Here is a 22,944-nt window from a genome sequence, read left to right as displayed (position 1 = left end):
TGTGGGGCCGACACGCCGGCCCTCACCCCTGCTTCGTCATCGTCTCCTTCACGGCCGCCACGAGCTGGCTCAGAGTGAACGGCTTTGGCAGGAAGTCGAACTGCTGCCCCTCGGGCAGGCTCTTCTCGAAGGCGTCCTCCGCGTAGCCGGAGACGAAGATGAAGCGGATATCCGGGTTCTTCTCCCGCATCGCCTTAAGCAGGGTCGGCCCGTCCATTTCCGGCATCACGACGTCGGAGACGACGAGATCGATCGCACCGCTCTGCTCTTCCAGCGCTTCCATGGCCTCGACGCCGTTCTCGGCCTCGACCACGGTGTAGCCGCGCGAACGCAGGCCGCGAGCGTTCAATGCGCGCAGGCCCTCTTCGTCCTCGACCAGCAGGATGGTGCCCTGCCCGGTGAGATCGGTGCGGGACTTGGTCTCCACCGCTGCAGGCGCAGCTTCCTTCGCGGCGCCATTCGTCACGCTCGCCGCTACCGGCTGCTCGACCTGGACTTCAGGCTCGGCATGATGGCGCGGCAGGAAGATGTGGAACGAGGTGCCCTGCCCCGGCTCGGAATCGACGTAGATGAAGCCGCCGGTCTGCTTGACGATGCCATACACGGTCGAAAGACCGAGGCCGGTGCCCTTGCCGACTTCCTTGGTCGAGAAGAACGGCTCGAAGATCTTGTCGCGGATGTCGGCGGGAATGCCGGTACCGGTGTCGGCGACTTCGATCCGCACATAGTCCGCCGCCGGCATGCCCTTATAGGCGAGCTTGCCGGCCTCTTCCGTGGCGACATTGGCGGTGCGGATGATCAGCTTGCCGCCATCGGGCATGGCGTCGCGCGCGTTCACCGCGAGGTTGACGATGACCTGCTCGAACTGGGAGACGTCGACCTTGACCGGCCAGAGATCGCGGCCGTGTACCAGGTCGAGCTTGACCTTCTCGCCGATCAGCCGGCGCAGCAGCATGGTGAGATCGCTCAGGGCATCGCCGAGATCGAGCACCTGCGGCCGCAGCGTCTGCCGCCGCGAGAAGGCGAGCAGCTGCCGCACCAGCGTCGCAGCACGCGTCGCGTTCTGCTTGATCTGCATGATGTCCTGGAACGACGGGTCGGTCGGCTTGTGCGCGTTCAGCAGGAAGTCGTTCGCCATCATGATGGCGGAAAGCACGTTGTTGAAGTCGTGGGCAATGCCGCCGGCGAGCTGGCCGACCGTCTCCATCTTCTGCGACTGGTTGATCTGGTTCTCCAGCGCGCGCCGCTCGGTGGTCTCGAGCATGTGCACGATCGCGGCTTCAGCGTCGTTCTCGGCCGCATCGACCGGCGTGACGAAGAACTGGCCCCAGCGTTCCTTGGGTCCCTCCAGCGCGACCTCGACTGGCGCGATGTCAGCCTGGCCTTCGGCAGCCTGGTTGATCGCCGCAATCACCAGATGGCGGTCCCGCGCGTTGATGGCGCGGAAGATCGACTTGCTGGCGCTGTCGAGCCCGAGGGCTTGCGCGAGCTTGGCGTAACGCGCATTCGCTCGCACGACGTTGCCGCCGCGATCGACGGTAGCGATCGCCATCGGTGTGTGGTCGAAGAAACGCATGAAACGCACTTCGGCGGCGCGGTCAGGGTCGCTGCGCTCGTCGCGGGCACGGCTGATGACGAGCGTGCGCGACGGGCCCGGCGCGCCATCGGCGCCGAAGGCGAGCTTGTGATAGAGCCGGACCGGCATGGTCTTGCCGGTGCGCATGCGCAAGTCGATGTCGAAGACTTCGGTCTTCACCTCGCCCGGCACGGCCACAATCGCGCTCAGCAGCGAGGCGCCGTCGCCGGAGACGATGTCGGCGAGCCTCAAGCCGCCGGAGCCGATCTCGGCGAGGTCGTAGTCGAGCCAATTCGCCAGCGTCGCATTGACGTAGGCGAGCTCGCCGGCGGGATTGACCGAGAAGAAGCCGCAGGGCGCATGATCGAGATATTCGATCGCGTGCTGGAGCTCCTGGAACACGTCCTCCTGGCGCTCGCGGTCGCGGGTGATGTCGGCGATCGACCACACCGCGTATTTGGCCTCGCGCTTTCCGGTGCCGAGCGGGCGCACCCGCATGCGCAGCCAGCGCCCGTGGCTGCCGTCCTGGCCGGAAATGCGCACCTCTTCCTGCTGCCGCTTGCCCTCGCGCGCCGCCTTGAGCAGGCGGAACACGGCCTCCGAGACATCAGGATTGCCGATGAAGACACGCTCGACCGGCCGCACATCCTGCGGGCCGGATGCGCCCGTCAACGTCAGATAGGCCGCGTTGGAATAGACCACATGGCCGCGCGGATTGGTCACCGCGAGGCCGTCGAAGGCGTGGTCGGCAATGCGCCCCATCACGGGATCGTCGAGATTGCGGTCGACGAAGCGGATGATGCCAGCGGCAAAGGCGAACAGGTTGAACAGGCCGATCATCGCCAGCACGGCGAGGATGCCAAGGATATAGGGCTGCGCCTGCGCGCGCCCGAGCGTCATCAGCCCGATGGCGACCGCGACCAGGCCGGTGGCCACCAGGAGCACCAGCGCAATGCTGCCCGAGCGTGGCGACGGCTCATGCGCCGCAACGGGCTCGCGTGACAGGTCGTGGTCGGTCTCGGCAGTCATTTCACGCAGGTGTAGCCTGTCGGCAGAGAATCAACGCGCCACGGGGCACGCGGGGGTCCTCCCTGCCTGAATCGGACCCGCAGACGCAAGGGTAGCACGGGCGAAAGGTACGCTGATTCCCAGTTTACGGCCATTTCCGGTACTTTTCGGGGGTTTTATTGCCGTGCGGCACTAAAACCGCGCTTCATCCGCATGACGTAGCCGATGACTTCGGCGACCGCATGGTAGTGCTCCATGGGGATCTCCTGGTCGATCTCGACGGTGGCGTAGAGCGCGCGGGCCAGCGGCACGTTCTCGACGATCGGGATGTCGTGCTCGCGCGCAATCTCCCGGATCTTGAAGGCGAGGTTGTCGACGCCCTTGGCAACGCAGATCGGCGCCGACATGCCGCGCTCGTAGGACAGCGCCACCGAATAGTGGGTCGGGTTGGTGATGATCACCGAGGCTTTGGGAACCGCCGCCATCATGCGCTTCTTGGAGCGCTGTTGGCGCAATTGCCGGAGCTTACCCTTGATGTGCGGGTCGCCTTCGGACTGTTTGAATTCTTCCTTGATCTCCTGGAGCGACATCTTCTGCCGCTGGAACCAACTGCGGTATTGGAAGAAATAGTCACCGATGGCGATGATCGCGAGCGCCGCAACCACCGCACCGAGCAGATGGACGGTCATGCCGGTGCTGGCGCCCAGCATGGCCATCGGATCGAGCTTGACCATCGCCTCCATGCGATGCCGCTCCGGCCAGAGGATCGTGGTCATGACCGTACCGAGCACGACGAGCTTGCCGATGCCCTTCAGGAAGTTCGCTCCCGCCTGCTTACCGAAGATGCGCTTGAAGCCGGCGGCCGGCGAGAGCTTGCTGAACTTGGGCGTGAGGGATTCGGTGGACCACACCAGCCGATGCTGAAGCATGTTGCCGGCAATGGCCGCGATCACCAGCATCAACAGCGGCACGCCGACTGCAGCTAACACCGCGACCTCGATCTGCTGCATCAGCGCGAGCAGATTCCCGGGGTCGGTTTTGATCATCCAGGAATTGGCGAGCAGATTGCGCATCGGCGTCAGCAGCCCGCTGCCGACCGAGCCGGAAAAGGTCGAGACCACGAGTGTGCCGCCCGCGATCATGAACCAGGTGTTGATCTCCTGGCTTTTGGCGACGTCGCCGCGTTCGAGCGCCTCTTCGAGACGCTTTTGCGTCGGGTCTTCTGTTTGACTTTCTGGATCGTTGTCTTCCGCCATCGATCACCTACTTGAGCGGCAGCATCTGGTGCATGACACCGATGAAGTAATCGAGATAGGTGCCCATCATCGCCGTGAGCACCACGGCGAGCACCATGAAGCCCGCGAAGATCGACAGCGGCACACCGACGAAATAGACCTGCATCTGCGGCATCAGACGCGCCAGCACGCCGAGCCCGATATTGAAGACGAGGCCGAACACCAGGAACGGCCCTGACAGTTGCAAGCCGAGCAGGAACGCGGCGGCAAAGGCCCGCGTGGCCAGCGACGCAACATCGCCGCTCGACACCGTCTCGCCCGGCGCGAAGATCGCATAGCTGTCGTTCAGCGCCGCGATCACCAGATGATGGCTATCGGTGGCGAACAGCAGGGTCACGCCCAGCATGGTCAGGAAGTTGCCGACCAGAACGCCCTGCTGCCCCTGCGTCGGATCGACCGACGTCACGAAGCCGAGCCCCATCTGCTGCGCGATCACCGCGCCCGCCACCTGGAGCGCCGACAGCGTCACGCGCGCGGTTGCGCCCAGTACGATGCCGATCACGATCTCATGCAGCATCAAGACCAGCATCGGCGCGAGCGAGCCCATGTCGACCTGGTAGGCGTTGCGATGCAGCGGCAGGATGATCAGCGTGAGCAGAAGCGCGATCGACAGCTTTACGCGCGTCGGGATATTGGTCTCGCCGAGCCCCGGCAGCAGCATCACCATCGCGCCGACCCGGGCGAAGGCAAGCATGAAGGCTGCGGCAAGCGCCGGCAGCAGCGAGACGTCGATGCGCATAGCGGGCGCATTGTGCCTCAGCCGCCGATGATTCGCGACGAGATCCGCAGCATGTGGGAATGGAGCGCGTCGGCCATGAATGGTAGCGCCAGTAGCATTGTGGCAAAGATGGCCAGGATCTTCGGCACGTAGACCAGCGTCTGTTCCTGGATCTGCGTCAGCGCCTGGAACAACGACACGATCACGCCGACCACGAGCCCGACCACCATCAGTGGCGAGGACACGATCACGATGGTCCAGATCGCATCGCGGGCGACGTCGAGGGTCTCGGGTCCGGTCATTTGAATTCTCGCTTCCAGCAATTTCCGTCATTCCGGGACTCGCAAAGCGAGAACCCGGAATCTCGAAATTCCGGGTTCGGTGCTTCGCACCGCCCCGGAATGACAACCGTCAGATCGGCATCTTCATGATGTCTTCGTACGCCGCGATCACGCGGTCGCGGACCGAGACCAGCGTGGACACCGCGACGTCGGTGTCGGCGACCGCCGTCACGACGTCCATCACATTGGCCTTGCCGTTGGCCATCGCCACGGTCTGCGCGTCGGACTTGCGGCCGGACTCCACGACGCTGCCGACGGCGTCCTTCAGCAGCGAGGCAAAGGATTGCCCGCTCGCTTCGCTGCCCTTGCCGGCACCGGCGCCGGTATTTTCCAGCACCCGGGCGAGGTTGGCATAAGCATTGGCGGCGACTGACGGTGATGCCATGGCTCAATTGTCCTGTTCAGCTCTTGAGGATGTCGAGCGTGCGCTGGATCATCCGGCGCGTCGCACTGATGATGTTGACATTGGCCTCGTAGGACCGCTGCGCGTCGCGCATATCGGTCATCTCGACCACCGAATTCACGTTGGGATATTTGACGTTGCCGGTGGCGTCGGCCGCCGGATTGTTCGGCTCGTATTTGACGCGGAAGCTGGACTGGTCGGGCTTGATCCTGCCGAGCGTGACGACCTGCGCATCGAGCGTGCGGTCGAGCGCCGAGGAGAACGTCGGCACCTTGCGCCGATAGGGATCGCCGCCTGCAGACTGCGAGGTCGAGTCCGCATTCGCGATATTTTCCGAGATCACCCGCATCCGCCCGGCCTGCGCCCGCAACCCGGAGGTCGCGATCGCCATCGAGCGGGCAAAGTCGCTGCTGTCATTCGCCATGATGAGGCTCCTCTAGCTCTGCTGCTCTAGCCCTTGCCGATCGCCGTCTTCAGAAGATGCAGGCTCTTCGAATAGAGCGAGGTCACCGCCGCATAATCCATCTGGTTGTTGGCGGACTTCATCATCTCATCTTCGAGATTGACGGCATTGCCCGCAGGGCGGGTCTCGAAACCCGCATTCTTGTTCTGGTCGAAGATCGAGGCCGCGCCGGAGGCCGTCATGTGCGAGGCGCTGGTGACCGTCATGGCCAGGGGCCCCATCGAGCTCGCGACAGTGCCGGTCTTGTCGAATTTCGGCTCGACCAGCTCCCGCGGCCGGAAATTGGGCGTGTCGGAATTGGAAACGTTCTCGGACAGGACGCGCTGGCGCTCCTGGTGCCATTGCATCTTGGTGCGAAGCGCCGACAGCACCGGGAGATCGTTGATGGACATCGTCGCGGCTCCTTCAGCCTGGCCGGGCCCAAGTGCGGACTTGGCCCGAAGCTAGGCAGAATTTGCCGCGTGTATGGTTAACAGGTGGTTAAGGCGGGGCGGATGCGTGTTTCTGATTGAAACATGCAAGGCTCCCCCCCGTGATTCTACGCATTCCAAAAGCCGTATTAACCCAACCGCTTGGCGGCGCATGCATCGGCCAAGAAGTCGTTTTGGATCGGGCGATTCATAGGTTATTAAGAGTTGAGGACGGCAAAACTTGCCGCGAGACGTTAAGAGATCACAGTTTTGGGGCATCGCACGCCCGCGGTCGGCGCATCCGACCATAGGCACGAAAGAAGCGCCATTTACCGGGGACAGGTATGAACGGTAGCCCTATCACCTTCATCGTCGCGTTCATCGTCGTTCTGGCGTTGATCGGCGTCGCGGCGTGGCTGGTCCGCCGATTCGCGACCACCCGGCTCGGCGCCAACACCCAGCGTGGCAGGATGCCCCGGCTCGCGGTGATCGACGCAGCTGCGGTCGATGGCCGCCGGCGCTTAGTGCTGGTCCGCCGTGACAATGTCGAACATCTCCTGATGATCGGCGGCCCGACCGACATCGTCGTCGAACCGAACATCGTGCGCGCCGCCGCCGGCCGCGATCAGATTCCGCAGCGTCCCAGCGCCGCCGAGCCGCCGCGCCTCGCCCCGATGCCCGATGCCGGCAGCTGGGCCGATGAAGCCCCGCGGCCCGAAGTGCTCGACCATCCCGAACCGCAGATGCCGGAGCCACCGCCTCGGCCCGCACGTCCCTCTTTCGCCGACGAGGTCCGTCGGCCGGCACCCGCCCTGGCCGAACGCCGCGGCGAGCCGCAGCTCGGCGGCTTCGCACCTGAACCGATGCCGCCGCGTCTCGAGCGTGAGCCCCGTTCCGAGCCGATGCCGCCGCGCATTGCGCGCAGCGAGCCGCCGCTGATGCCGCGGCCGCCGCGCCAAAGCGAGCCGCCGAAAATGCCGCCGGTGCGTGCCGAGCGCGCGGCCGCGCCGCCTCCTCCTCCGCCCGTACCGCAGGCTCCGCCGGGACCACAAGCTCCGCTCGTTCCGCCGCCAGCCGCTGCCGGCGCACCGTCGAGTGCCGAGCAAAATCTCGCCGAGATGGCCCAGCGTCTCGAGGCGGCGCTCCGTCGTCCGGCCGGCGAGACCATCGCCCCGCCGGTTGCGCCGGATCCGCCAGCGGCTCCGCCGCGCGCCGCACGCGCCGAACCGCCGCCCTCTGCGGCGCCGTCGGCCAAGCCGGCAGCGGAGAAGACCAGCTTTGAAAATCTCGAAGACGAGATGGCCTCGCTGCTCGGCCGTCCGAAGCCGTCTTCGTGAGGCTGCCGTCCTTCCCGCGTAGAGTATTCTTTTTTTCCATCCTGATCGCCGCGACGTCGCTCGCGATGCCTACGCATGCGCAGGACATCAGCATCAATCTCGGTGGCCAGGGCGGCGGCGGCGTCACCGAGCGCGCGATTCAGCTGATCGCACTGCTGACGGTGCTGTCGATTGCGCCGTCCATCCTGATCATGATGACGTCGTTCACGCGCATCGTGGTCGTGCTGTCGCTGTTGCGCACCGCCATGGGCACGGCGACCGCGCCGCCCAACTCGGTGATCCTGGCGCTGGCGATGTTCCTCACCTTCTTCGTGATGGGACCGGTGCTGCAGAAATCCTACGACGACGGCATCCGCCCCCTCGTCGCCAACCAGATCGGCGTCGAGGACGCGCTGCAGCGTGCCTCCGTCCCCTTGCGCGGCTTCATGCAGAAGAATGTGCGTGAGAAAGACCTGAAGCTGTTCCTGGATCTCTCCGGCGAGCCGCCGCCGGCGACGCCCGACGAACTCGCGCTGCGCATCCTCGTTCCCGCCTTCATGATCTCCGAACTGAAGCGTGCGTTCGAGATCGGCTTCCTCCTGTTCCTCCCCTTCCTGATCATCGATCTCGTCGTCGCCTCGGTGCTGATGTCGATGGGCATGATGATGCTCCCGCCTGCGACGATCTCGCTGCCGTTCAAGCTGATCTTCTTCGTGCTGGTCGATGGCTGGTCGCTGGTGGCGGGAAGTCTGGTGCAGAGTTACGGGGGTAGTTGACCTCGACGTCGCTCTTACGCCCCAAGAAGACGGGACATCCTCCACCTCAGCGATAGCCTCCGGCCCCTCCCCCGTCATTACGAGCAGGGCGAGCCCGCCTCGCTACCGCGTCATTTTGATCTGTCGCACGACCGGGATCGTCGGCAGCGAGCCGGTATGCTCGGTCTCGTCCTTGGCCTGCGGGGCGGCGGGCGCGCGCGCGGTGGCGTCGGGGAAGCGCTGCTTCATCTCACGGAGGAAACCGTCGAGCGTGTCGACGCTTGCTGCGAGTTTTGCGATCTCGGCGAACTCGGCGCTGGAGGCCGCAGCCGGCTTGCTGGCGATGTCGAAAGCCAGCCGATCGGCGCTCTCGCTCATCAGGGGGGCATATTTCTCGCGGAAGCGCGACAGCCCGATCGAGTCGTCGGCGAGCGCATAGCCGACGGCGGCGCGGATGATGTCGCTCTTCTCCACCGCATTGAGCGGCTTGAAGTCGCGGAAGCGCTCGCCGTAATAGAGCTCGATCTGCTCGGCGGACTCGCGCCAGCGCCGCGCCGCCCAGAAGATGTCGGACCGCAGCCGCAACACCTCGCGTCCCGTGACGTTGGAAACGATGTCGAGCGCGAGATCATGGCGGCCGACGTCGCTCTGCGCGCGCGCCTCCAGCAGCAGGCGCTGCTGCCGCAGCTCGCCGGAGAGGTCACTGATGCGGCTTGCCCGCAGCGCCGTGATCGCCATGTCGGGCTTGCGGTTGGCAAGATAGATCATGGCAAGGCGCGCCGCGACCTGCGCCCGCGCGGCGCCTTCGAGGCGATGGTCGACCTGGTATTGCAGAAGTTCGGCAGCCTGGTCGAGCAGGTCGATCGAGGCGAGACGATCGGCCAGCCGGCGGATCAGCTCGTCACCGCGGCGGCCGATCGGCGTCAACTCGCGAAACTCGTAGAACATCCCGAGTGCCTCGACCGGCGGCAGTTCGTCGCCCTTGGGCCCCAGGAAGATCTGCGTGAACAGATCAGACGCCAGGTCCTGCGCCTGGCGCGAGGCGTCCGCGTTCGGCTGCAGCCTGGTCGCGGTGCGCGCTGCGGTGAGCGCGTCGCGGTAGCGTCCGTTCTCGGAATAGAGCTGCGACAGCATCTGCAGCGTCTTGACCTCGATCGCATCGCCGCGCCACGTCATCGACAGCGTCTCGAGCTCGCGCAGCGCCTCGTCCTTGCCGATCTCGTCACGCTTCTGCCGCAGCGCGACCTCGAGCTGCTTGGCTTCGGCGGCCGCCAGCCGGTCGTTGGAGGCGACGGCGAATTTGTAGTCGTCGAGCGCGTCCTTGTCGTGGCCGAGCGCTTCGGCGAGCCGGCCGCGCAGCACGGCAAAGCCCGGCGCCGCCTCCGGCGAGACGCCGACGACCTCGATCTCGCTGCGGCGCTTGGAGGCGCCGGCATAGTCCTTGACCTCGAGCGAAGCGCGCATCGCATCCATCGTCACGATGCGCTGGATGTCGAGCGGCAGCGAGGCGATGGCGAATTCGACGTTCTTGAATTTTTCGCGGGCATCTGCCCATTTGCCCTGGCGCGCATAGGCGAGCGCCTTCCAGAGCTGGGAATCGTGGCTGTTGCCGATCACGGGATTGGCGAGATCCTTCAGGCCCTGTGCCGGCCGCCCGATCAGGATGCTCGCGATCGCGTGGATGATCAGCGCACTGCTCTCCTCTTTGTTGAGAGGATCGGACAGCATCAAGTCGGTCACGGACTTGGCTTCGTGATACATCGCGCGCGACATGTAGAACTGGGCGAGATCGAGCCGCGGCAGCGAGCGCTGCGCCGGCTCGACGGCCGAGATCGCAGTGATCAGTTCGCTCTGACGCGTCCAGAAATCTTCCGACTGGCCCTTGCGCCAGCCCTCGGGACTGAAGACCGGCCGCACCGCGGTCGGTGCCCGCTCGGCCGAGACGTCGACCGGCGACAGCGTCAGGCCGCCCTTCTTGCCGAGAATGACCTTGTCCGATCCGACCTCGACGCCGACCTCGTCGGAGTTCGGCCGGATCGCGATGCCGTGGGCGGATTCCAGCAGCGAGAGATCGACGAGGTCCTGCCGCTTGATGAAGCCGCGAACCGGCCGCTGCGCGGTGACGACATAGAGCATGTCGCCGGCATCGGGATCGGTGAGCTTGTGCAGCAGGCCCGGATTGGCGAAGGGGATCGCGATGTTGGCAAGCGCGGGATCGGTGATGTTGCGCGACATCATCAGCGGCAGCGGCGTCGCCTGGATCTTGTCCGCAAGCGTGAGCAGCCAGTTGGTCTCCTTGCCGACCTCCTCACTGGTCAGCGAATAAACCAGCGGACGGGTGAGACGAATGCGCACCGCCTGCCCCTTTTCGAGCGGCATGCGGCCGACCTCGCCGATCATCGCACCGCCCCGGGCGCGGATCGCTTCGACATCAATCGGCTTCGGCGAGTCGAACACCAGCCACACCGTGTCGCCGCGGCGGAACGCTGCGGCAGGCGTTGCAACTGAAAACGGGAACGTCACGCGCAAACCGTCGCTGTCGCGCCGCGCATCGACGCTGACAACAGGAGGCGGCGGGGCTTGAGCCTCTATGGGTGCAGCTTTGGCAGGCGCAGGTTTGACATCGGCCTTCATGGCCTCTTTCGGAACATCCTTGACCGGGTCCTTGGTTGCTTCCGCCACAACCTCTTTGGGCGCTTCCGCAACCGCAGGCGCCGCCGGCTTGACGGGCACGGCCGGTGCGGCCGCTTCCTTGGCGGGCGCTGCGGGCGTCGTGGCTTCCTTGGGCGCCTCCTTCGGCGCATCGGCGGCGTGCGGCGCTTCAGTCGCGGGGCCCGCCGGCGCCGGCTTCGGCGCCTCGGTGAGCGGCATCGTGGCTGGCGCTTCAGGCTTCGCCTCCGACTTGACCTCGGGCTTGACGTCGATCTTGGCTTCGTGCGCGATCGTCTCAGACGTCGGCTGCGTGATCTCGCGATGGGCGTCTTTCGGTTTCGCAGCCGCCGGCTTTTCCGCGGCCGGTCCGTGACCGCCAGCACCGGCTTGCGCAATCGCGGCCTCAGGCGTTGCTGCCGCCTTGTTCCTGTCGGGCTGGAAGGCGACGTCGACGACATAATTCTTGTCGTCGCGGAAGGAATGCACGTCGGAATCGCCAATCAGCGCGATCTCGATGCTGGTCTGGTCGATGTCAGCCTTCTGCTTGATCGAGGCAACGTTCGGCGGTGCCGCGACGACGGCGTCCGCAAGATCGAAATTGAGGTTGGCGTTGAAGGCGAGCGTCAGTTTCTGCTCGTTGAGCACCGAGGAGACGCCGACGCCGTCGGGCATCTCGAACACGAAGCGTACGAAGGTCGGCTGCACCGAGGCACGCACGCGAATCGGCGGACGTTTCTTGCTCTCGGCCGCGGCACGCTGGGCGCGTAGCGCGCGCTCGGCCGCGCGGGCGCGCTCGGCGAGTTCCTTCACCACGTCCATCGGCAGGCTCGGCGGCGGGCCCTTCCAGCCCTCCGGCAGCAAGTCGATGAAGGTGCGCTCGCCGGCATTCATGGTGTTGACGGTGACGCGGCGGGCCAGCGACAGCCTGATCGCGCTGCCGTCGGGGTCGCGACGGGCGGAGTTGACGTAATCGGGCGCGCCCTCCGGCACGCGATCGACGGGAACGTCGACGGGGCGGTCGAAACGAATGATGAGGATCGAGCCGGCGGTCGTCACCTCGGAGGGAACATCCTCGCCGAGCTTGATCACGAGGCGGGCAAAGCCGCCGCCGGCCGAAAAGCTTGCCTCGCCCCTGACTGCATCGGCCGCGTGGGCAACAATGGTGTTTAAGCCGACCAGAGCGCAGGCCGACAACAAGACGGCCCGGCGGACATGACGCGACAACCCGTGCGCCAAAGCGCGGGCTCGCGACACAAATCCAGCGGCAGCCTCTCGCGCCATTGGCGGCATTTCTTCCGGTTCGGCGGGTCCACGCCGGCACTGGTGCCGGCCCATGCCCTCGAATGTAGGTTTTGCCAATTAAGGACTTCTTAAGTATGAACCCTCAATTCGGCTTTTGCGTCGGCTTGCCGTCGATCTTCGGCAGGTCGCCGGCGGCAGCGGACTGTTCCCCGCCCCCGTTGGCGCGGCGTGCCATCTCGACGGTCAGGCGCTCGGCGGCCTCGGGCGACATCAGCCCCATGATGTCGGACATCTTGCGCGGAGCGATCGCCGAGGCGATCTCGATCAGCACGCCCATCTCCAGCCGGTCGAACACCCGTGCGGCGTCTTTGGGCTTCATGCCTTCATACATGGTGACGAGGCCCTTCATGCGCGCGGCCTCGGCGGCCTTCTGCTCGGCCTGGGTCGCGGAGATGCGGGATTCCACCGCTTTCATCTCCTCGACCTTGTTCTCGATGCGCTTCTCGGCCGACTTCAAGAGGCTCTCGCGGATATCGATCTCGCGCTGGCGGGATTCGATCTCCTGGCGGCGCGACTGCAGGCGTTCCAGGATCGCGCGCTCCGAGGCCGAGACCTGCGGCTGCGCCTCCTCCATCTTGACCGGGGTGCCCTCGGGCTTGCTCTCGGGCGCGGCCGGCTTCGGCGCTTCCTTCGGCTCGCCATGCGTCGAGCCGGTGATGTCAGGATCCTCTCGCCCGGTCGGGAAGTTCAGATTTTCCTGCGCCCAGGACTTCTTCACGCTGTTCGGCTTGTAGTCGAAGACATAGCCGCCATTGATCACGAGCCCCGCCACCTTCAACGTGGCGAGACCTGCGACCGCAACTAGGACGACCGGAATGACGCGGATGTTACGAAAGGACTTCATACCCTGACTTTATGCGGCGAGACCGTTGGACCTTCGGCGCTCGGAGAAGGCTTCGGCAGCCGCCGCCACCGCCTTCGCAGGCGACGGCTTGGCCACCGGCGCGGCGGCGACTTCCGGATTCGTCACGGGGCGCGCGGCGATCGCAATCTTGGAGAGACGACGCACCACGTTGTCGGCTTCGCCGAGCTGCTTGTAGAGCTGGTCGGACATCTGCGTCGCGGCAGCGAGCTGACTGCCGAGATTCTCGTTGACGTCGCGCACGGCGAGCTTCAGCCCGCCGATCGCGCGCTCGGCGATCTCGGTCGCGGTGATCAGCTCGCCGATGACGGCCTTCAGCGAATGCTCATCCGCCTTCAGCCGCGTCAGCCGCTTGTTCAGCAGGATGCAGTAGCCGATCGTGAGCATCAGCAGGATAGCCACCAGCGTCTCGATCGCCATTCCTAGGGAGTGGTTCATGGGGCCTCCATCAGCTTGTTCTGTTCGTCCACCTTCTCGAACATCGCAAGTGTCGTACTTGGCTTGCGCAAGGGTTTCGTCACGCGGATCGCAACGCGCTCCCCGACCCGACCCATCCGTCCTTCGGTGATGGTGACGTCGCCGCAGCGCACGGTGACGTTGGCATCCGCGCGCATGTCGAGCGGCAGCGTGTCACCGACCTTCAGCCGCATCAGCTGCTTGAGCGGAATGTCGGCCTCATAGAGCACGGCATCGACGGAAATCTCGGCCTGCACGATCTCGGTGGCGAAATGGCCTTCCCAGATCGGGTCGCGGCCGAACTTTTCGCCCATGAACATCTGGAGCAGAACTGCCCGGATCGGTTCGATGGTCGCGTAGGGAAGCAGGAGCTCGATGTTGCCGCCGCGATCCTCCATGTCGATGCGCAGGCGCACCAGGATCGCGGCGTTGGCGGGACGGCTGATCGCGGCGAAACGCGGATTGGTCTCGAGCCGGTCGATCGTGAATGTCACCGGCGACAGCGGCCGGAACGCCTGCTCGGCATCGGCCAGCACCACCTCGACCAGGCGCTTGACGAGCTCGGTCTCGATCGTGGTGTAGGGCCGACCCTCGATGCGCAGCTGGCTCGAGCCGCGGCGGCCACCGAGCAGCACGTCGATCATCGAGTAGATCAGGTTGGAATCGACCGTCGCCATGCCGAAATTGTCCCACTCCTCGGCCTTGAACACCGAGAGCACGGCGGGCAGCGGGATCGAGTTCATGTAGTCGCCGAAGCGCACCGAGGTGATGCGGTCGAGCGAGACTTCGACGTTGTCGGAGGTGAAATTGCGCAACGAGGTCGTCAGCAACCGCACCAGGCGGTCGAAGACGATTTCGAGCATCGGCAGACGCTCGTAGGAGACCATCGCCGAATCGATGATCGCGCGGATGCCGGAATGGTCGTCGAGCGTGACGTCGCCGACGGTGAAGCCGAGGAGATTGTCGATCTCCTCCTGCGACAGCACCCGCTCGCCGGAATTCTTGCCGTTACCGAGATCACGGCTGCCGTCCTCGACCATGGCCGCCCATTGCAGGGCCATGGTCTCCGATAGTTCGTTTTCGGCAGCAGCCTTCGCGGCCTCCGCGGGATCCTCGGAATCGAGCGACGCCTCCCATTGGGCGGCAATCGCATCCTGGTCCATCTGCTCGTTGCCGGCCATGGCGCTAGCCCGTACCCTTCCGCAGCATCCTCACTGGAGCACGACTTCCTTGAACAGCACCGCACTGACCTGGACCGGTGCGACCGCGGCGTTGACGCGCTTGGTCAGCTCTTCCCTGAGGCGGAAGATGCCGGCGGAGCCGTTGAGGTCCGAAGAACGGAGCTCACGCACGTAGGTCTGGAAGATGTCGGTGACCCGCGGCATCGACGGCTTGATCGCCTCGATCTGCTTCTCTTCCTTCAGCTCGAGCACGATCTTGAGCTTGAGATATTGCACGCGCTCGCCGGGCGCACCGGCGAGGTTGACCATCATGTCGGGCACGTCCACGAAGGCCGGCGGCTTCGGCGGCGGCGCGGTCTCGGCATGATGCTCCTCATCGCCATGACGGAAGAAAAAGAACCAGGTCGCAGCACCGCCGCCGAGGACGGCAAGCAGGCCGACGGCCATGATGATGAGCTTGAGCTTGTTCTTCGGCGGAGCCGCTTCTGCGCCTTCGGCGGCTGCGCCGCCTTCCGCTTCATTCTCTGCCATGGTCGTCCGGGCTCGCTCATCTCAAACGGAATAGAAAGAGCGAAGCCTCCTGGCAGACAGTGACGCGATACAAATGTCCCAGCGCGATGCGCTCCTCTTAAGCGCAAACGCTACGGTAATAATGGTTAACGGAACCTTTCGATTGGGCCTCCGCTAGGAAAAATCTGCCGGGCAAACATGGCTAACAGAACCTTTCTGCCGCCCGCTGCGAACGCCGAAGATTAGCCAACCGACTGTATTTACACATATTTCTGAGTTGGCACGGCTTTCGCTGAGAGAGGGCCGAGATCGAACGGTTTGGGAGAACCCGACGGCCTCGTTCACGGGATCGGCCAAAGCGCTTGGGAGAGCGAAATGGCGGATCTCACGCAGGGGAGATTGACCGATGCAGAATGCGCTTCTGATCGGCTTGTCACGGCAGATGACGTTGGAACGGCAGATGGATGTCATCGCCAACAACGTCGCCAACGTCAACACCAACGGCTTCAAGGCCGACCATTCGCTGTTCGAGGAGTATCTCAACTCGAACGCGCATGAGGACAATTTCGTCGGCTCCGACCGCCGGGTCTCCTATGTGCAGGACCGCGGCACCTATCGCGACGTCGGCCAGGGGCCGATGGAGGCGACCAACAACCCGCTCGACATGGCGATCAGCGGCAACGCCTTTTTCGCCGTGCAGGCCAATGGTGCCGAGCGTTACACCCGCGACGGCAAGTTCGCGCTCAGCAGCACTGGCCAGCTCATGACGTCGGACGGCAACCTCGTGCTCGGCACCGGCGGTCCGATCGTGTTCCAGCCGACCGACCACGACATCAACGTCGCCCCCGACGGCACCGTGACGGTGCTGGAAGGCACGGCCAAGACCGACTCCATCCGCGGCAAGATCCGCATGGTGACGTTCGACGATCCCGCCAAGCTGATCAAGCTCGGCGCCAATCTCTACGACACCGGCTCCGCCACCCAGCAGACCGACACCAAGTCCACGCTGCAGCAGGGCTACGTCGAGAAGTCGAACGTGAACTCGGTCGGCGAAATGAGCCGCATGGTCGAGGTGATGCGCAGCTACACCGCCATCGCCAACCTGCTCCAGCAGCAGAGCGACCTCCACAAATCGGCGATCGAAAAGCTCGCCGACGTTCCGGCCTGATTGAGGGAGAACTGACATGCAGGCGCTTCACACTGCAGCGACCGGAATGGCGGCACAGGAACTGAACGTTCAGGTGATCTCCAACAACATCGCCAACCTCCGCACCACCGGCTTCAAGAAGCAGACCGCGGCGTTCCAGGACCTGATCTACGAGCACATCCGCCGCGTCGGCGCCCAGGCTTCGGACCAGGGCACCATCCTGCCGGTCGGCGTCGACATCGGCGGCGGCGTCAAGACCGTCGGCACGCCGCGCAGCATGACCCAGGGCACGCTGTCGCAGACCGGCAACGACCTCGACCTTGCGATCTCGGGCGAAGGCTTCTTCAAGATCCTGATGCCTGACGGCACCTACCAGTACACCCGCGACGGCACGTTCCAGATGGACAACCAGGGTCGCGTCGTCACCGCGCAGGGCAACCCGGTGCAGCCGACCATCACGATCCCGAACAACGCCTCGGGCATCACCGTCAACGAGCAGGGCCAGGTGACCGTGACGCTGCCGGGCTCGTCGAGCAACACCGTCCTCGGCCAGATCGGCGTGACCCGCTTCATCAACAAGGCGGGCCTGCAGCCGGTCGGCAGCAACCAGTTCACCGAGACGACGTCGTCAGGCGCACCGCAGGACGGCACCGCCAACTCCGAAGGCTACGGCAAGATCACCCAGGGCAGCCTCGAGCAGGCCAATGTCGATGTCGTCTCGGAGATGAGCGACCTGATCGCCGCGCAGCGCGCCTATGAGATGAACGCCAAGGTGATCAGCGCCGCCGACCAGATGATGCAATCGACCACGGCGCTGTTCCGCTGAGTGATGACCATGATCCGCACCACGCTCGCCACCCTCTCGGTCGTCCTCGCGCTGGCGCTGCCGGCGCAGGCCGCCGACGACGGCATCGCCACGCCGACGCTGCGCGCCAACGTCACCGTCTCCTCGGATGTGGTGCGGGTCGGCGACCTCATCGATAATGCCGGCTCGGCCGCGCTGATCCCGGTCTATCGCTCGCCCGATCTCGGCACCACCGGCGCGCTGCCGGTCGCCCAGGTCCTGAGCGTGCTCCGCGCCAAGCAGGTGATCGGCGTGATGACCGGCGACATCAAGGAAGTCCAGGTCACCCGCCTTGCCCGCACGATCGCCAACAAGGATCTCGAAAACGCGGTCGCCTCCGCGCTCGAGCGTCGCTTCGGCCTTGGCGATGCCGCCAACATCACCGTCACCTTCGACCGCGGCGTCTCCGACATGCGCCTCGATGCCTCCAATACCGGCGCGCTGCAGGCGGTCGCGACCCGTTACGATGCCCGCGGCGGCCGATTCGACATCGCCTTCGAAATCAACAACGACAGCAATCCGGTTCCGACCAAGCTGCGCTTGACCGGTACTGCGATCGAGACCGTCGAAGTCGCCGTCCTGACCCGCGACATCGACCGCAGCGAGATGCTGAAGTCCTCCGACGTCGCGCAGGAGCGCCGGCCGAAGGCGGAAGTGACCGGCGAGCCCGCTCTGCGCGAGCGCGCGGTCGGCATGCAGCTGCGCCGGCCGATGCGCGCCGGCACACCGATCCGCGTCGCCGACATTGCCAAGCCCGAATTCGTCTCGCGCGACCAGAGCGTCACGGTCATCTACCAGGTCCCCGGGATCTATCTCACCACCCGCGGCAAGGCGATCGAGAGCGGCGCCGAAGGTGACACCGTGAGCGTCCTCAATCTGCAGACCAAGCGCACGCTGACCGGCGTCGTTACCGGCCGCGGCCAGGTGACGGTGCAGGGCGCCAGCCAGTCCGCGCCGATGGCCCCTGCGGTCGAGCAGACCTCCTCGCTCAAGCGCGACGAAGCGCCCGCCCCCGTCGACACCGCAGCCCTACTCCGGAACCTGGTCCAGGCTCCGGCGTCGCCGGCCCAGATCGCAGAAGCCCAGATCCCGCAAGCTCGCGTCTCGCAAGCTCAAGCAAAGTAAGAGTTAGTCATGTCCGCTTTCAGTTCGGCTTCCCGTCTCCGTCGCGTCGTGCTCTCCGGCCTGCTGCTCGCAACCTGCGCGCTCGCAAGCGGCTGCTCGTCGATCGACCGCCTGTCGCAGATCGGCGAGCAACCCAAACTGTCCGCGATCGAAAATCCGACGGCGCAGCCCGGCTACAAGCCGGTGCAGATGCCGATGCCGAAGCCGGAAGTCGCCTCCTACAATCCAAACTCGCTGTGGCGCAACGGCAGCCGCGCCTTCTTCAAGGACCAGCGCGCCACGCATGTCGGCGACCTCCTAACGGTGACCGTGAACATCACCGACAAGGCGAACCTCTCCAACGAGACCCAGCGCAGCCGCACCAACTCGGAAGATTCGGGTATCACCGATTTCATCGGCTCGAAGACGCTCGGCGTCCAGGCGCAGAAGGTGCTGCCCGGCCGCATCCTCACCGCCGACTCCACCGCCTCCAGCGACGGCAAGGGCAGCGTGCAGCGCACGGAAGCGTTGCAGACCAACGTCGCGGCAGTCGTGACCCAGGTACTGCCGAACGGCAACCTCGTGGTCGAAGGCAAGCAGGAGATCCGCGTCAACTACGAGATCCGCGAGCTCGTGGTCGCCGGCATCGTCCGCCCCGAAGACATCCAGAGCGACAACACCATCGATTCCAGCAAGATCGCGCAGGCCCGCATCGCCTATGGCGGCCGCGGCCAGATCACGGACGTGCAGCAGCCGCGCTACGGCCAGCAAGTCATGGACGTGCTGCTGCCCTTCTAACTCTCTCCCGAGCTCCCACATCGTGTTCGCGAACCTAGGCGCGAACGACGATGTACTACGCGGCCCTCGCTAGCTCCCCTGGCGAGGGCCGCATGTATTTTTGGCGATTCAGCTGTCATCGCCCGCGAAGGCGGACGATCCGGTAGTCCGAGGCCTTCGTTGCTGAACCGATGCAGCGCGGCGTACTGGATTCCCCACCTTCGCGGGGAATGACGGCGGAGCAAGCCGCACCGTGTTACTTAAACTCGGCCTCCACCGTCCCCAGCCCGTCCAGTTCCATCCGCACCTTGTCACCGGCTTTCAGCCACAGTGTCTTCACCAGGCTGCCCGTCAGCACGAGCTGCCCTGCATGAAGGCCCTTGCCTTCAGCGGCGAGATGATTGGCGAGCCAGGCGAGGGCGTTGTGGGGGTGGCCGAGCACGTCGGCGCCGGTGCCGTGGCTGACCTCCTCGTCATTGACGATGGCGCGGCCCTTGATTGCCTTCAGGTCCGGCACGGACGAGCGCGGCACCGCTTCGCCCAGCACACAGCCGGCGGCGAAGAAATCGTCGGCGATCAGTGTCGGCGCGCCCATCGTCTCCCACTTCACGTAGCGGTCGTCGACGATCTCGATGGCGGGATGGTAGGCCTCGACGGCCTCGCCGACCCATTCGGCCGTGAACGGCGCCTCGCCGGCGGCAAGGTTGCGCTTCAGCCGCACCGCGATCTCGCATTCGACGCCGACACGGACATAGCCGGAGGCCGCGAGTTTCACGCCGCTGTCGTGCACGCCCTTCTGGAACACGCCGCCACCGCAGGGATGGGGGATACCGATATAGTCTTGCATCACCTGGCTGGTGCAGCCGATCTTGTAGCCGACCAGTGGCCCGACGTGTGGCAGCAAGAGATCATGCAGCGCGCGCTGGGCCTGATAACCCTCGGCCTCGTCGGCGGGAGGGTGTTCCAGGGGCGCGAGCGGCGCGTGGTTGCGGCGCGCCAGCGCGATCGCCTTTGCGGCTTCGAGAATTTTGTCCATCAGCGCCGCCTCCCACGCTACGCGATCGCAATCAAGAGCAGCACTTCAGCATCCCCGCCCGGGCCTGACAAGCTCTGCTCACCCCCTTGACCGGGACGAATACGGGACGCCGCCGACGTTTAAGGAAATATTGAGTTGGTCTGGGCCTTATGGAGAAGCGCGCCCTGCCGTCCCACCGGCGCCCCGCTAGGCCCAATTGCAGCGAAACATGATGCTGCTTGATCAGCCTCTCAGCATCCGAGCAGATCTCGTTGATGCGACTCGCAAAACTTCCCGCATCTGAAGTGAAGGCTGTTTCTCATGTGAACTCACGTGAGCTTGCAGGAATTGACTCTACCTCATTGATCTCGATTCATTTTTTGCGATCACCAACATGAGCGCCATGTCGCGGCGCCTGAGTTGGCGCCTGCGACATGACCTACGACGTTGCGAGATCCCAGCTGTTCGCCTCAGGCGCCGCCGAGCGCCAACCGGATTGCGATCTCGACCGGCGAGTAGGCGCCGTCCTCGCGTTCGAGCCGATACGGCTCGGCCGGAGGGAGATCCGGCTGTGCCATGAAGCGCGGTGTCTTTCCGCGGTGCTTTTGCGCCGCATGCACCAGGAAAGGATGGCAGAGATAGACGGTGCCCGCCTCGCCGGTTGCGAGCGCAACCTCGCAATCAGCACCCATGTCATCAAGCACCATGCGCGCCCGGCCCGCTTCGCCCGCCGGCGCCAGATAGCGCGCCATCGGCATATGCGAGCCGACCCTGATCCGCGTCGGCGCGTCATTCTCGCCGACATCGGAGAACAGGAACAGCATCAGCAGCGCGCGGCCACGCGAGACGATGTTGGCTCGCCACGCCGAATGACCGTGCCGCTCGTTGGGGTCGCCGTCTTCACCGGGGAAGCTGAGATCGATATGCCAGCCGGCATCGCCGGGATCGTCCGGATGCGGAAAGCGCATCGGAAAAGTGCCACCGATGTCCTTGCGCGCCCGCCAGCGACCGACGCCGACCAGTTGATCGAAAGCGCGATGCAGCACCGGCGTGTTGGCGATCTCGCGAAATAGCGGACCACCATAGCCGGACAGCCGGATCACCGGGCGCGTCCAAGTCGACGGATCGTGCTCGCTACAGGGCAGATCGCGCCACAAGATGGCGCGGCCCAGCTCGGCAAGTTCGCGCGGAAAGGCGTTGTCGATGCGGACAAAGCCCTGTTCGATGAATTGCTGAATTTGCGCGGGCTCAAGCGCACGCGCGTCGTCTCGGTCGGTCATGATGATCTCTCAAATGCTCGCCAGCCCTTGTCGTCCGCTCGCTGCGGAACCGGCTGGCTCAATCGGCTTGGGATTCCGCAAGTCAAGCTCGCGGGACGCAATGCCTCCGCGGCGGAGGCGCCTGCGCTCAGCCCAGGAAGAAAACCGAAGCGATGTTGAGAGTGCAAATCATCATGGCGGCGCGAATCTACGCGCCGCGCCGGCGGCGTTCAAGCGGCGCCGCGAGCCAAAAACAAAGAGCCGCATCTCTGCGGCTCGGGCTTTATTCGTCGCGATAGACCTTCTCGCGTTTCTCGTGGCGCTCCTGCGCTTCCACCGAGAGTGTCGCGATGGGCCGGGCTTCGAGCCGCTTCAAAGAGATCGGCTCGCCGGTGTCCTCGCAATACCCGTAGGTGTTGTCCTCGATACGCTGGAGCGCGGCGTCGATCTTGGCGATCAACTTACGCTGGCGGTCGCGGGCGCGGAGTTCGATGGCGCGGTCGGTTTCGGACGATGCCCGATCGGCAAGATCGGGGTGGTTCACATTCTCCTCCTGCAGGGCTTGCAGGGTGAGCTTGGACTCTTTGAGGATCTCATCCTTCCAGGCGAGGAGCTTCAAACGGAAGTACTCCTTCTGCCGGTCGTTCATGAAAGGCTCTTTTTCGGTCGGTCGGTAGTTTTTCAACTTTTCCAAGGGCGGCCTATCTTCTTAAGCAACGACTCGCGAACGGAACGGGGTCCGTTGAGCCGGGGCTTATATAGCTACCCCTTGTGACAGACAATATTTCCTTAAGGGCGCAGCTACCGCCCCCAAGCCCTTGCACAGGAAGGTTTATCCTGCAGGGCCCGGGGGCAGCCAAAAGCCTAGTAACCGACCGTAAAGCGCTGCCGCAAGTGGGCCGGCTTCTCGATCTCATCGGCAAGGGCGATGGCGTAGTCGGCGAAGCTGATCCAGCTCTTGCCGTTCGCATCTGCGAGAAGCTGGTCGGTCCCCAGCCGGAACTTGCCCGTCCGCGCCTCCTCGACGAACAGCGCCGACGGCGAGATGAAGGTCCAGTTCAGCTCCTTTTCCTGCCGCAACAGGTCGAGGAAGACCCCGCCCGCCTCCGCCTCGGCCTTGTACTGGGCTGGAAAACCGGGGGTTGTGACCAATTTGACGCCGGGAGCGACCTCCAGACTTCCGGCGCCCCCGACCACCAGATAGCGACCAACCTTCGAATCCTTGGCCGCGCCGATCAGCTTGTGCGGGTCGCTCGCCAGGAAATGCACGGAACTGACGGCAACGTCATGCCCGGCCCAGAGCTTGGCCAGACCGGCCTGATCGAGCACATCTCCCTTGGTCGGCGTGACGTTTGGCAGTGCGGCAATCTTCTTCTCGGGGTTCCGGGCAATGGCGGTAACCGCGTGGCCGCGGCGGGACAGTTCCTTGGTGATCTCCGAACCGGCCCGGCCCGAGGCTCCGGCAATTGCGATTTTCATGGAAGGCTCCTTTGCTTCTATAGTAACCAATGGTGACTAGATATCGCAAAGAATGCTGGTGTTAAGAGAGC

Annotated in this window: 22 protein-coding genes; 6 read left to right on the top strand and 16 right to left on the bottom strand. The window is 64.8% G+C overall.

The window, feature by feature from the left end:
* Nucleotides 1-22: 22 nt before the first annotated feature.
* The 7 genes from cckA to flgB all read right to left on the bottom strand — a co-directional run bounded on the left by cckA (nucleotide 23) and on the right by flgB (nucleotide 6,196).
* Entirely contained in the window at nucleotides 23-2,605 is a 2,583-nt protein-coding gene (cckA, locus tag ACWAT4_RS14930; RefSeq protein WP_212302953.1) for a cell cycle histidine kinase CckA, read from the bottom strand.
* Nucleotides 2,606-2,760: 155 nt separating this feature from the next.
* Nucleotides 2,761-3,840 carry a flagellar biosynthesis protein FlhB gene (gene flhB, locus ACWAT4_RS14925; protein WP_212302952.1) on the bottom strand — a complete coding sequence of 360 codons (1,080 nt, stop codon included), beginning with the start codon at nucleotides 3,838-3,840 and terminating at the stop codon, nucleotides 2,761-2,763.
* A gap of 7 nt (nucleotides 3,841-3,847) precedes the next feature.
* Nucleotides 3,848-4,618: a flagellar biosynthetic protein FliR gene (fliR, locus tag ACWAT4_RS14920; protein ID WP_212302951.1), complete on the bottom strand. Its 771-nt coding sequence runs from the start codon at nucleotides 4,616-4,618 to the stop codon at nucleotides 3,848-3,850.
* Nucleotides 4,619-4,635: 17 nt separating this feature from the next.
* On the bottom strand, nucleotides 4,636-4,899 hold the full coding sequence (gene fliQ, locus ACWAT4_RS14915; protein WP_027534765.1) for a flagellar biosynthesis protein FliQ: 264 nt from the start codon (nucleotides 4,897-4,899) through the stop codon (nucleotides 4,636-4,638).
* A 109-nt stretch (nucleotides 4,900-5,008) separates the two neighbouring features.
* Entirely contained in the window at nucleotides 5,009-5,323 is a 315-nt protein-coding gene (fliE, locus tag ACWAT4_RS14910; protein WP_212302950.1) for a flagellar hook-basal body complex protein FliE, read from the bottom strand.
* A 16-nt stretch (nucleotides 5,324-5,339) separates the two neighbouring features.
* A complete protein-coding gene (gene flgC / locus ACWAT4_RS14905) occupies nucleotides 5,340-5,765 on the bottom strand; it encodes a flagellar basal body rod protein FlgC (protein WP_212302949.1) in 426 nt (141 codons plus the stop codon).
* Nucleotides 5,766-5,791: 26 nt separating this feature from the next.
* Complete coding sequence (gene flgB / locus ACWAT4_RS14900; protein ID WP_212302948.1) at nucleotides 5,792-6,196, bottom strand: flagellar basal body rod protein FlgB; 405 nt, start codon at nucleotides 6,194-6,196, stop codon at nucleotides 5,792-5,794.
* A gap of 362 nt (nucleotides 6,197-6,558) precedes the next feature.
* Here flgB and ACWAT4_RS14895 point away from each other — a divergent pair, with 362 nt between their 5' ends.
* Together ACWAT4_RS14895 and fliP are read left to right on the top strand one after the other, a co-directional pair.
* Complete coding sequence (locus ACWAT4_RS14895; protein WP_212447576.1) at nucleotides 6,559-7,551, top strand: flagellar biosynthetic protein FliO; 993 nt, start codon at nucleotides 6,559-6,561, stop codon at nucleotides 7,549-7,551.
* Nucleotides 7,548-8,306, top strand: coding sequence for a flagellar type III secretion system pore protein FliP (fliP, locus tag ACWAT4_RS14890; RefSeq protein ID WP_212447577.1), 759 nt, complete (start codon nucleotides 7,548-7,550; stop codon nucleotides 8,304-8,306). Before ACWAT4_RS14895 ends, fliP begins: the two co-directional genes overlap by 4 nt.
* A gap of 102 nt (nucleotides 8,307-8,408) precedes the next feature.
* Here fliP and ACWAT4_RS14885 read toward each other — a convergent pair whose 3' ends face one another.
* The 5 genes from ACWAT4_RS14885 to fliL form a co-directional block, all read right to left on the bottom strand.
* Complete coding sequence (locus ACWAT4_RS14885; RefSeq protein WP_212447578.1) at nucleotides 8,409-12,218, bottom strand: tetratricopeptide repeat protein; 3,810 nt, start codon at nucleotides 12,216-12,218, stop codon at nucleotides 8,409-8,411.
* A 103-nt stretch (nucleotides 12,219-12,321) separates the two neighbouring features.
* Nucleotides 12,322-13,083: a MotE family protein gene (locus ACWAT4_RS14880; protein WP_212425324.1), complete on the bottom strand. Its 762-nt coding sequence runs from the start codon at nucleotides 13,081-13,083 to the stop codon at nucleotides 12,322-12,324.
* Nucleotides 13,084-13,092: 9 nt separating this feature from the next.
* Complete coding sequence (locus ACWAT4_RS14875; protein WP_212302943.1) at nucleotides 13,093-13,539, bottom strand: DUF6468 domain-containing protein; 447 nt, start codon at nucleotides 13,537-13,539, stop codon at nucleotides 13,093-13,095.
* Nucleotides 13,536-14,738, bottom strand: coding sequence for a flagellar motor switch protein FliM (gene fliM, locus ACWAT4_RS14870; protein WP_212302942.1), 1,203 nt, complete (start codon nucleotides 14,736-14,738; stop codon nucleotides 13,536-13,538). Before fliM ends, ACWAT4_RS14875 begins: the two co-directional genes overlap by 4 nt.
* A gap of 30 nt (nucleotides 14,739-14,768) precedes the next feature.
* The gene (gene fliL / locus ACWAT4_RS14865; RefSeq protein ID WP_212302941.1) at nucleotides 14,769-15,269 is read right to left on the bottom strand and encodes a flagellar basal body-associated protein FliL; all 501 of its coding nucleotides are present in this window, start codon (nucleotides 15,267-15,269) and stop codon (nucleotides 14,769-14,771) included.
* A 385-nt stretch (nucleotides 15,270-15,654) separates the two neighbouring features.
* On the opposite strand from fliL, the gene flgF reads away from it, so the two are divergent.
* The 4 genes from flgF to flgH are packed head-to-tail and all read left to right on the top strand — an operon-like array spanning nucleotide 15,655 to nucleotide 19,141.
* On the top strand, nucleotides 15,655-16,416 hold the full coding sequence (gene flgF, locus ACWAT4_RS14860; RefSeq protein ID WP_212302940.1) for a flagellar basal-body rod protein FlgF: 762 nt from the start codon (nucleotides 15,655-15,657) through the stop codon (nucleotides 16,414-16,416).
* 16 nt (nucleotides 16,417-16,432) lie between these two features.
* Nucleotides 16,433-17,221 (top strand): flagellar basal-body rod protein FlgG, encoded by a 789-nt coding sequence (gene flgG / locus ACWAT4_RS14855; RefSeq protein ID WP_212302939.1) that lies wholly within the window; start codon nucleotides 16,433-16,435, stop codon nucleotides 17,219-17,221.
* A 9-nt stretch (nucleotides 17,222-17,230) separates the two neighbouring features.
* Complete coding sequence (gene flgA / locus ACWAT4_RS14850; RefSeq protein ID WP_212447579.1) at nucleotides 17,231-18,364, top strand: flagellar basal body P-ring formation chaperone FlgA; 1,134 nt, start codon at nucleotides 17,231-17,233, stop codon at nucleotides 18,362-18,364.
* Between the two features lie 9 nt (nucleotides 18,365-18,373).
* Nucleotides 18,374-19,141: a flagellar basal body L-ring protein FlgH gene (gene flgH, locus ACWAT4_RS14845; protein WP_212302938.1), complete on the top strand. Its 768-nt coding sequence runs from the start codon at nucleotides 18,374-18,376 to the stop codon at nucleotides 19,139-19,141.
* A gap of 235 nt (nucleotides 19,142-19,376) precedes the next feature.
* Here the strand turns inward: flgH and ACWAT4_RS14840 are convergent, their stop codons facing one another.
* The 4 genes from ACWAT4_RS14840 to ACWAT4_RS14825 form a co-directional block, all read right to left on the bottom strand.
* Nucleotides 19,377-20,156 carry a 2-keto-4-pentenoate hydratase gene (locus ACWAT4_RS14840; protein WP_212447580.1) on the bottom strand — a complete coding sequence of 260 codons (780 nt, stop codon included), beginning with the start codon at nucleotides 20,154-20,156 and terminating at the stop codon, nucleotides 19,377-19,379.
* 449 nt (nucleotides 20,157-20,605) lie between these two features.
* On the bottom strand, nucleotides 20,606-21,415 hold the full coding sequence (locus tag ACWAT4_RS14835; RefSeq protein ID WP_212447581.1) for a phytanoyl-CoA dioxygenase family protein: 810 nt from the start codon (nucleotides 21,413-21,415) through the stop codon (nucleotides 20,606-20,608).
* Nucleotides 21,416-21,677: 262 nt separating this feature from the next.
* Nucleotides 21,678-22,088 (bottom strand): RNA polymerase-binding protein DksA, encoded by a 411-nt coding sequence (dksA, locus tag ACWAT4_RS14830; protein ID WP_007602124.1) that lies wholly within the window; start codon nucleotides 22,086-22,088, stop codon nucleotides 21,678-21,680.
* A gap of 170 nt (nucleotides 22,089-22,258) precedes the next feature.
* Nucleotides 22,259-22,873 (bottom strand): NAD(P)-dependent oxidoreductase, encoded by a 615-nt coding sequence (locus ACWAT4_RS14825; RefSeq protein WP_212447582.1) that lies wholly within the window; start codon nucleotides 22,871-22,873, stop codon nucleotides 22,259-22,261.
* Nucleotides 22,874-22,944 lie beyond the last annotated feature (71 nt).

This window comes from Bradyrhizobium sp. T-1 (assembly GCF_053592855.1).
The sequence above is the reverse complement of the archived record's forward strand: the minus strand, read 5'-3'. Positions and strand labels throughout refer to the sequence as shown.

Bases quoted from the DNA above. Each gene is read 5' to 3' on its own strand.
- cckA (WP_212302953.1), bottom strand. From the start codon at position 2,605: ATGACTGCCGAGACCGACCACGACCTGTCACGCGAGCCCGTTGCGGCG.
- flhB (WP_212302952.1), bottom strand. From the start codon at position 3,840: ATGGCGGAAGACAACGATCCAGAAAGTCAAACAGAAGACCCGACGCAA.
- fliR (WP_212302951.1), bottom strand. From the start codon at position 4,618: ATGCGCATCGACGTCTCGCTGCTGCCGGCGCTTGCCGCAGCCTTCATG.
- fliQ (WP_027534765.1), bottom strand. From the start codon at position 4,899: ATGACCGGACCCGAGACCCTCGACGTCGCCCGCGATGCGATCTGGACC.
- fliE (WP_212302950.1), bottom strand. From the start codon at position 5,323: ATGGCATCACCGTCAGTCGCCGCCAATGCTTATGCCAACCTCGCCCGG.
- flgC (WP_212302949.1), bottom strand. From the start codon at position 5,765: ATGGCGAATGACAGCAGCGACTTTGCCCGCTCGATGGCGATCGCGACC.
- flgB (WP_212302948.1), bottom strand. From the start codon at position 6,196: ATGTCCATCAACGATCTCCCGGTGCTGTCGGCGCTTCGCACCAAGATG.
- ACWAT4_RS14895 (WP_212447576.1), top strand. From the start codon at position 6,559: ATGAACGGTAGCCCTATCACCTTCATCGTCGCGTTCATCGTCGTTCTG.
- ACWAT4_RS14885 (WP_212447578.1), bottom strand. From the start codon at position 12,218: ATGGCGCGAGAGGCTGCCGCTGGATTTGTGTCGCGAGCCCGCGCTTTG.
- ACWAT4_RS14880 (WP_212425324.1), bottom strand. From the start codon at position 13,083: ATGAAGTCCTTTCGTAACATCCGCGTCATTCCGGTCGTCCTAGTTGCG.
- ACWAT4_RS14875 (WP_212302943.1), bottom strand. From the start codon at position 13,539: ATGAACCACTCCCTAGGAATGGCGATCGAGACGCTGGTGGCTATCCTG.
- fliM (WP_212302942.1), bottom strand. From the start codon at position 14,738: ATGGCCGGCAACGAGCAGATGGACCAGGATGCGATTGCCGCCCAATGG.
- fliL (WP_212302941.1), bottom strand. From the start codon at position 15,269: ATGGCAGAGAATGAAGCGGAAGGCGGCGCAGCCGCCGAAGGCGCAGAA.
- flgF (WP_212302940.1), top strand. From the start codon at position 15,655: ATGCAGAATGCGCTTCTGATCGGCTTGTCACGGCAGATGACGTTGGAA.
- flgG (WP_212302939.1), top strand. From the start codon at position 16,433: ATGCAGGCGCTTCACACTGCAGCGACCGGAATGGCGGCACAGGAACTG.
- flgA (WP_212447579.1), top strand. From the start codon at position 17,231: ATGATCCGCACCACGCTCGCCACCCTCTCGGTCGTCCTCGCGCTGGCG.
- flgH (WP_212302938.1), top strand. From the start codon at position 18,374: ATGTCCGCTTTCAGTTCGGCTTCCCGTCTCCGTCGCGTCGTGCTCTCC.
- ACWAT4_RS14840 (WP_212447580.1), bottom strand. From the start codon at position 20,156: ATGGACAAAATTCTCGAAGCCGCAAAGGCGATCGCGCTGGCGCGCCGC.
- ACWAT4_RS14835 (WP_212447581.1), bottom strand. From the start codon at position 21,415: ATGACCGACCGAGACGACGCGCGTGCGCTTGAGCCCGCGCAAATTCAG.
- ACWAT4_RS14825 (WP_212447582.1), bottom strand. From the start codon at position 22,873: ATGAAAATCGCAATTGCCGGAGCCTCGGGCCGGGCCGGTTCGGAGATC.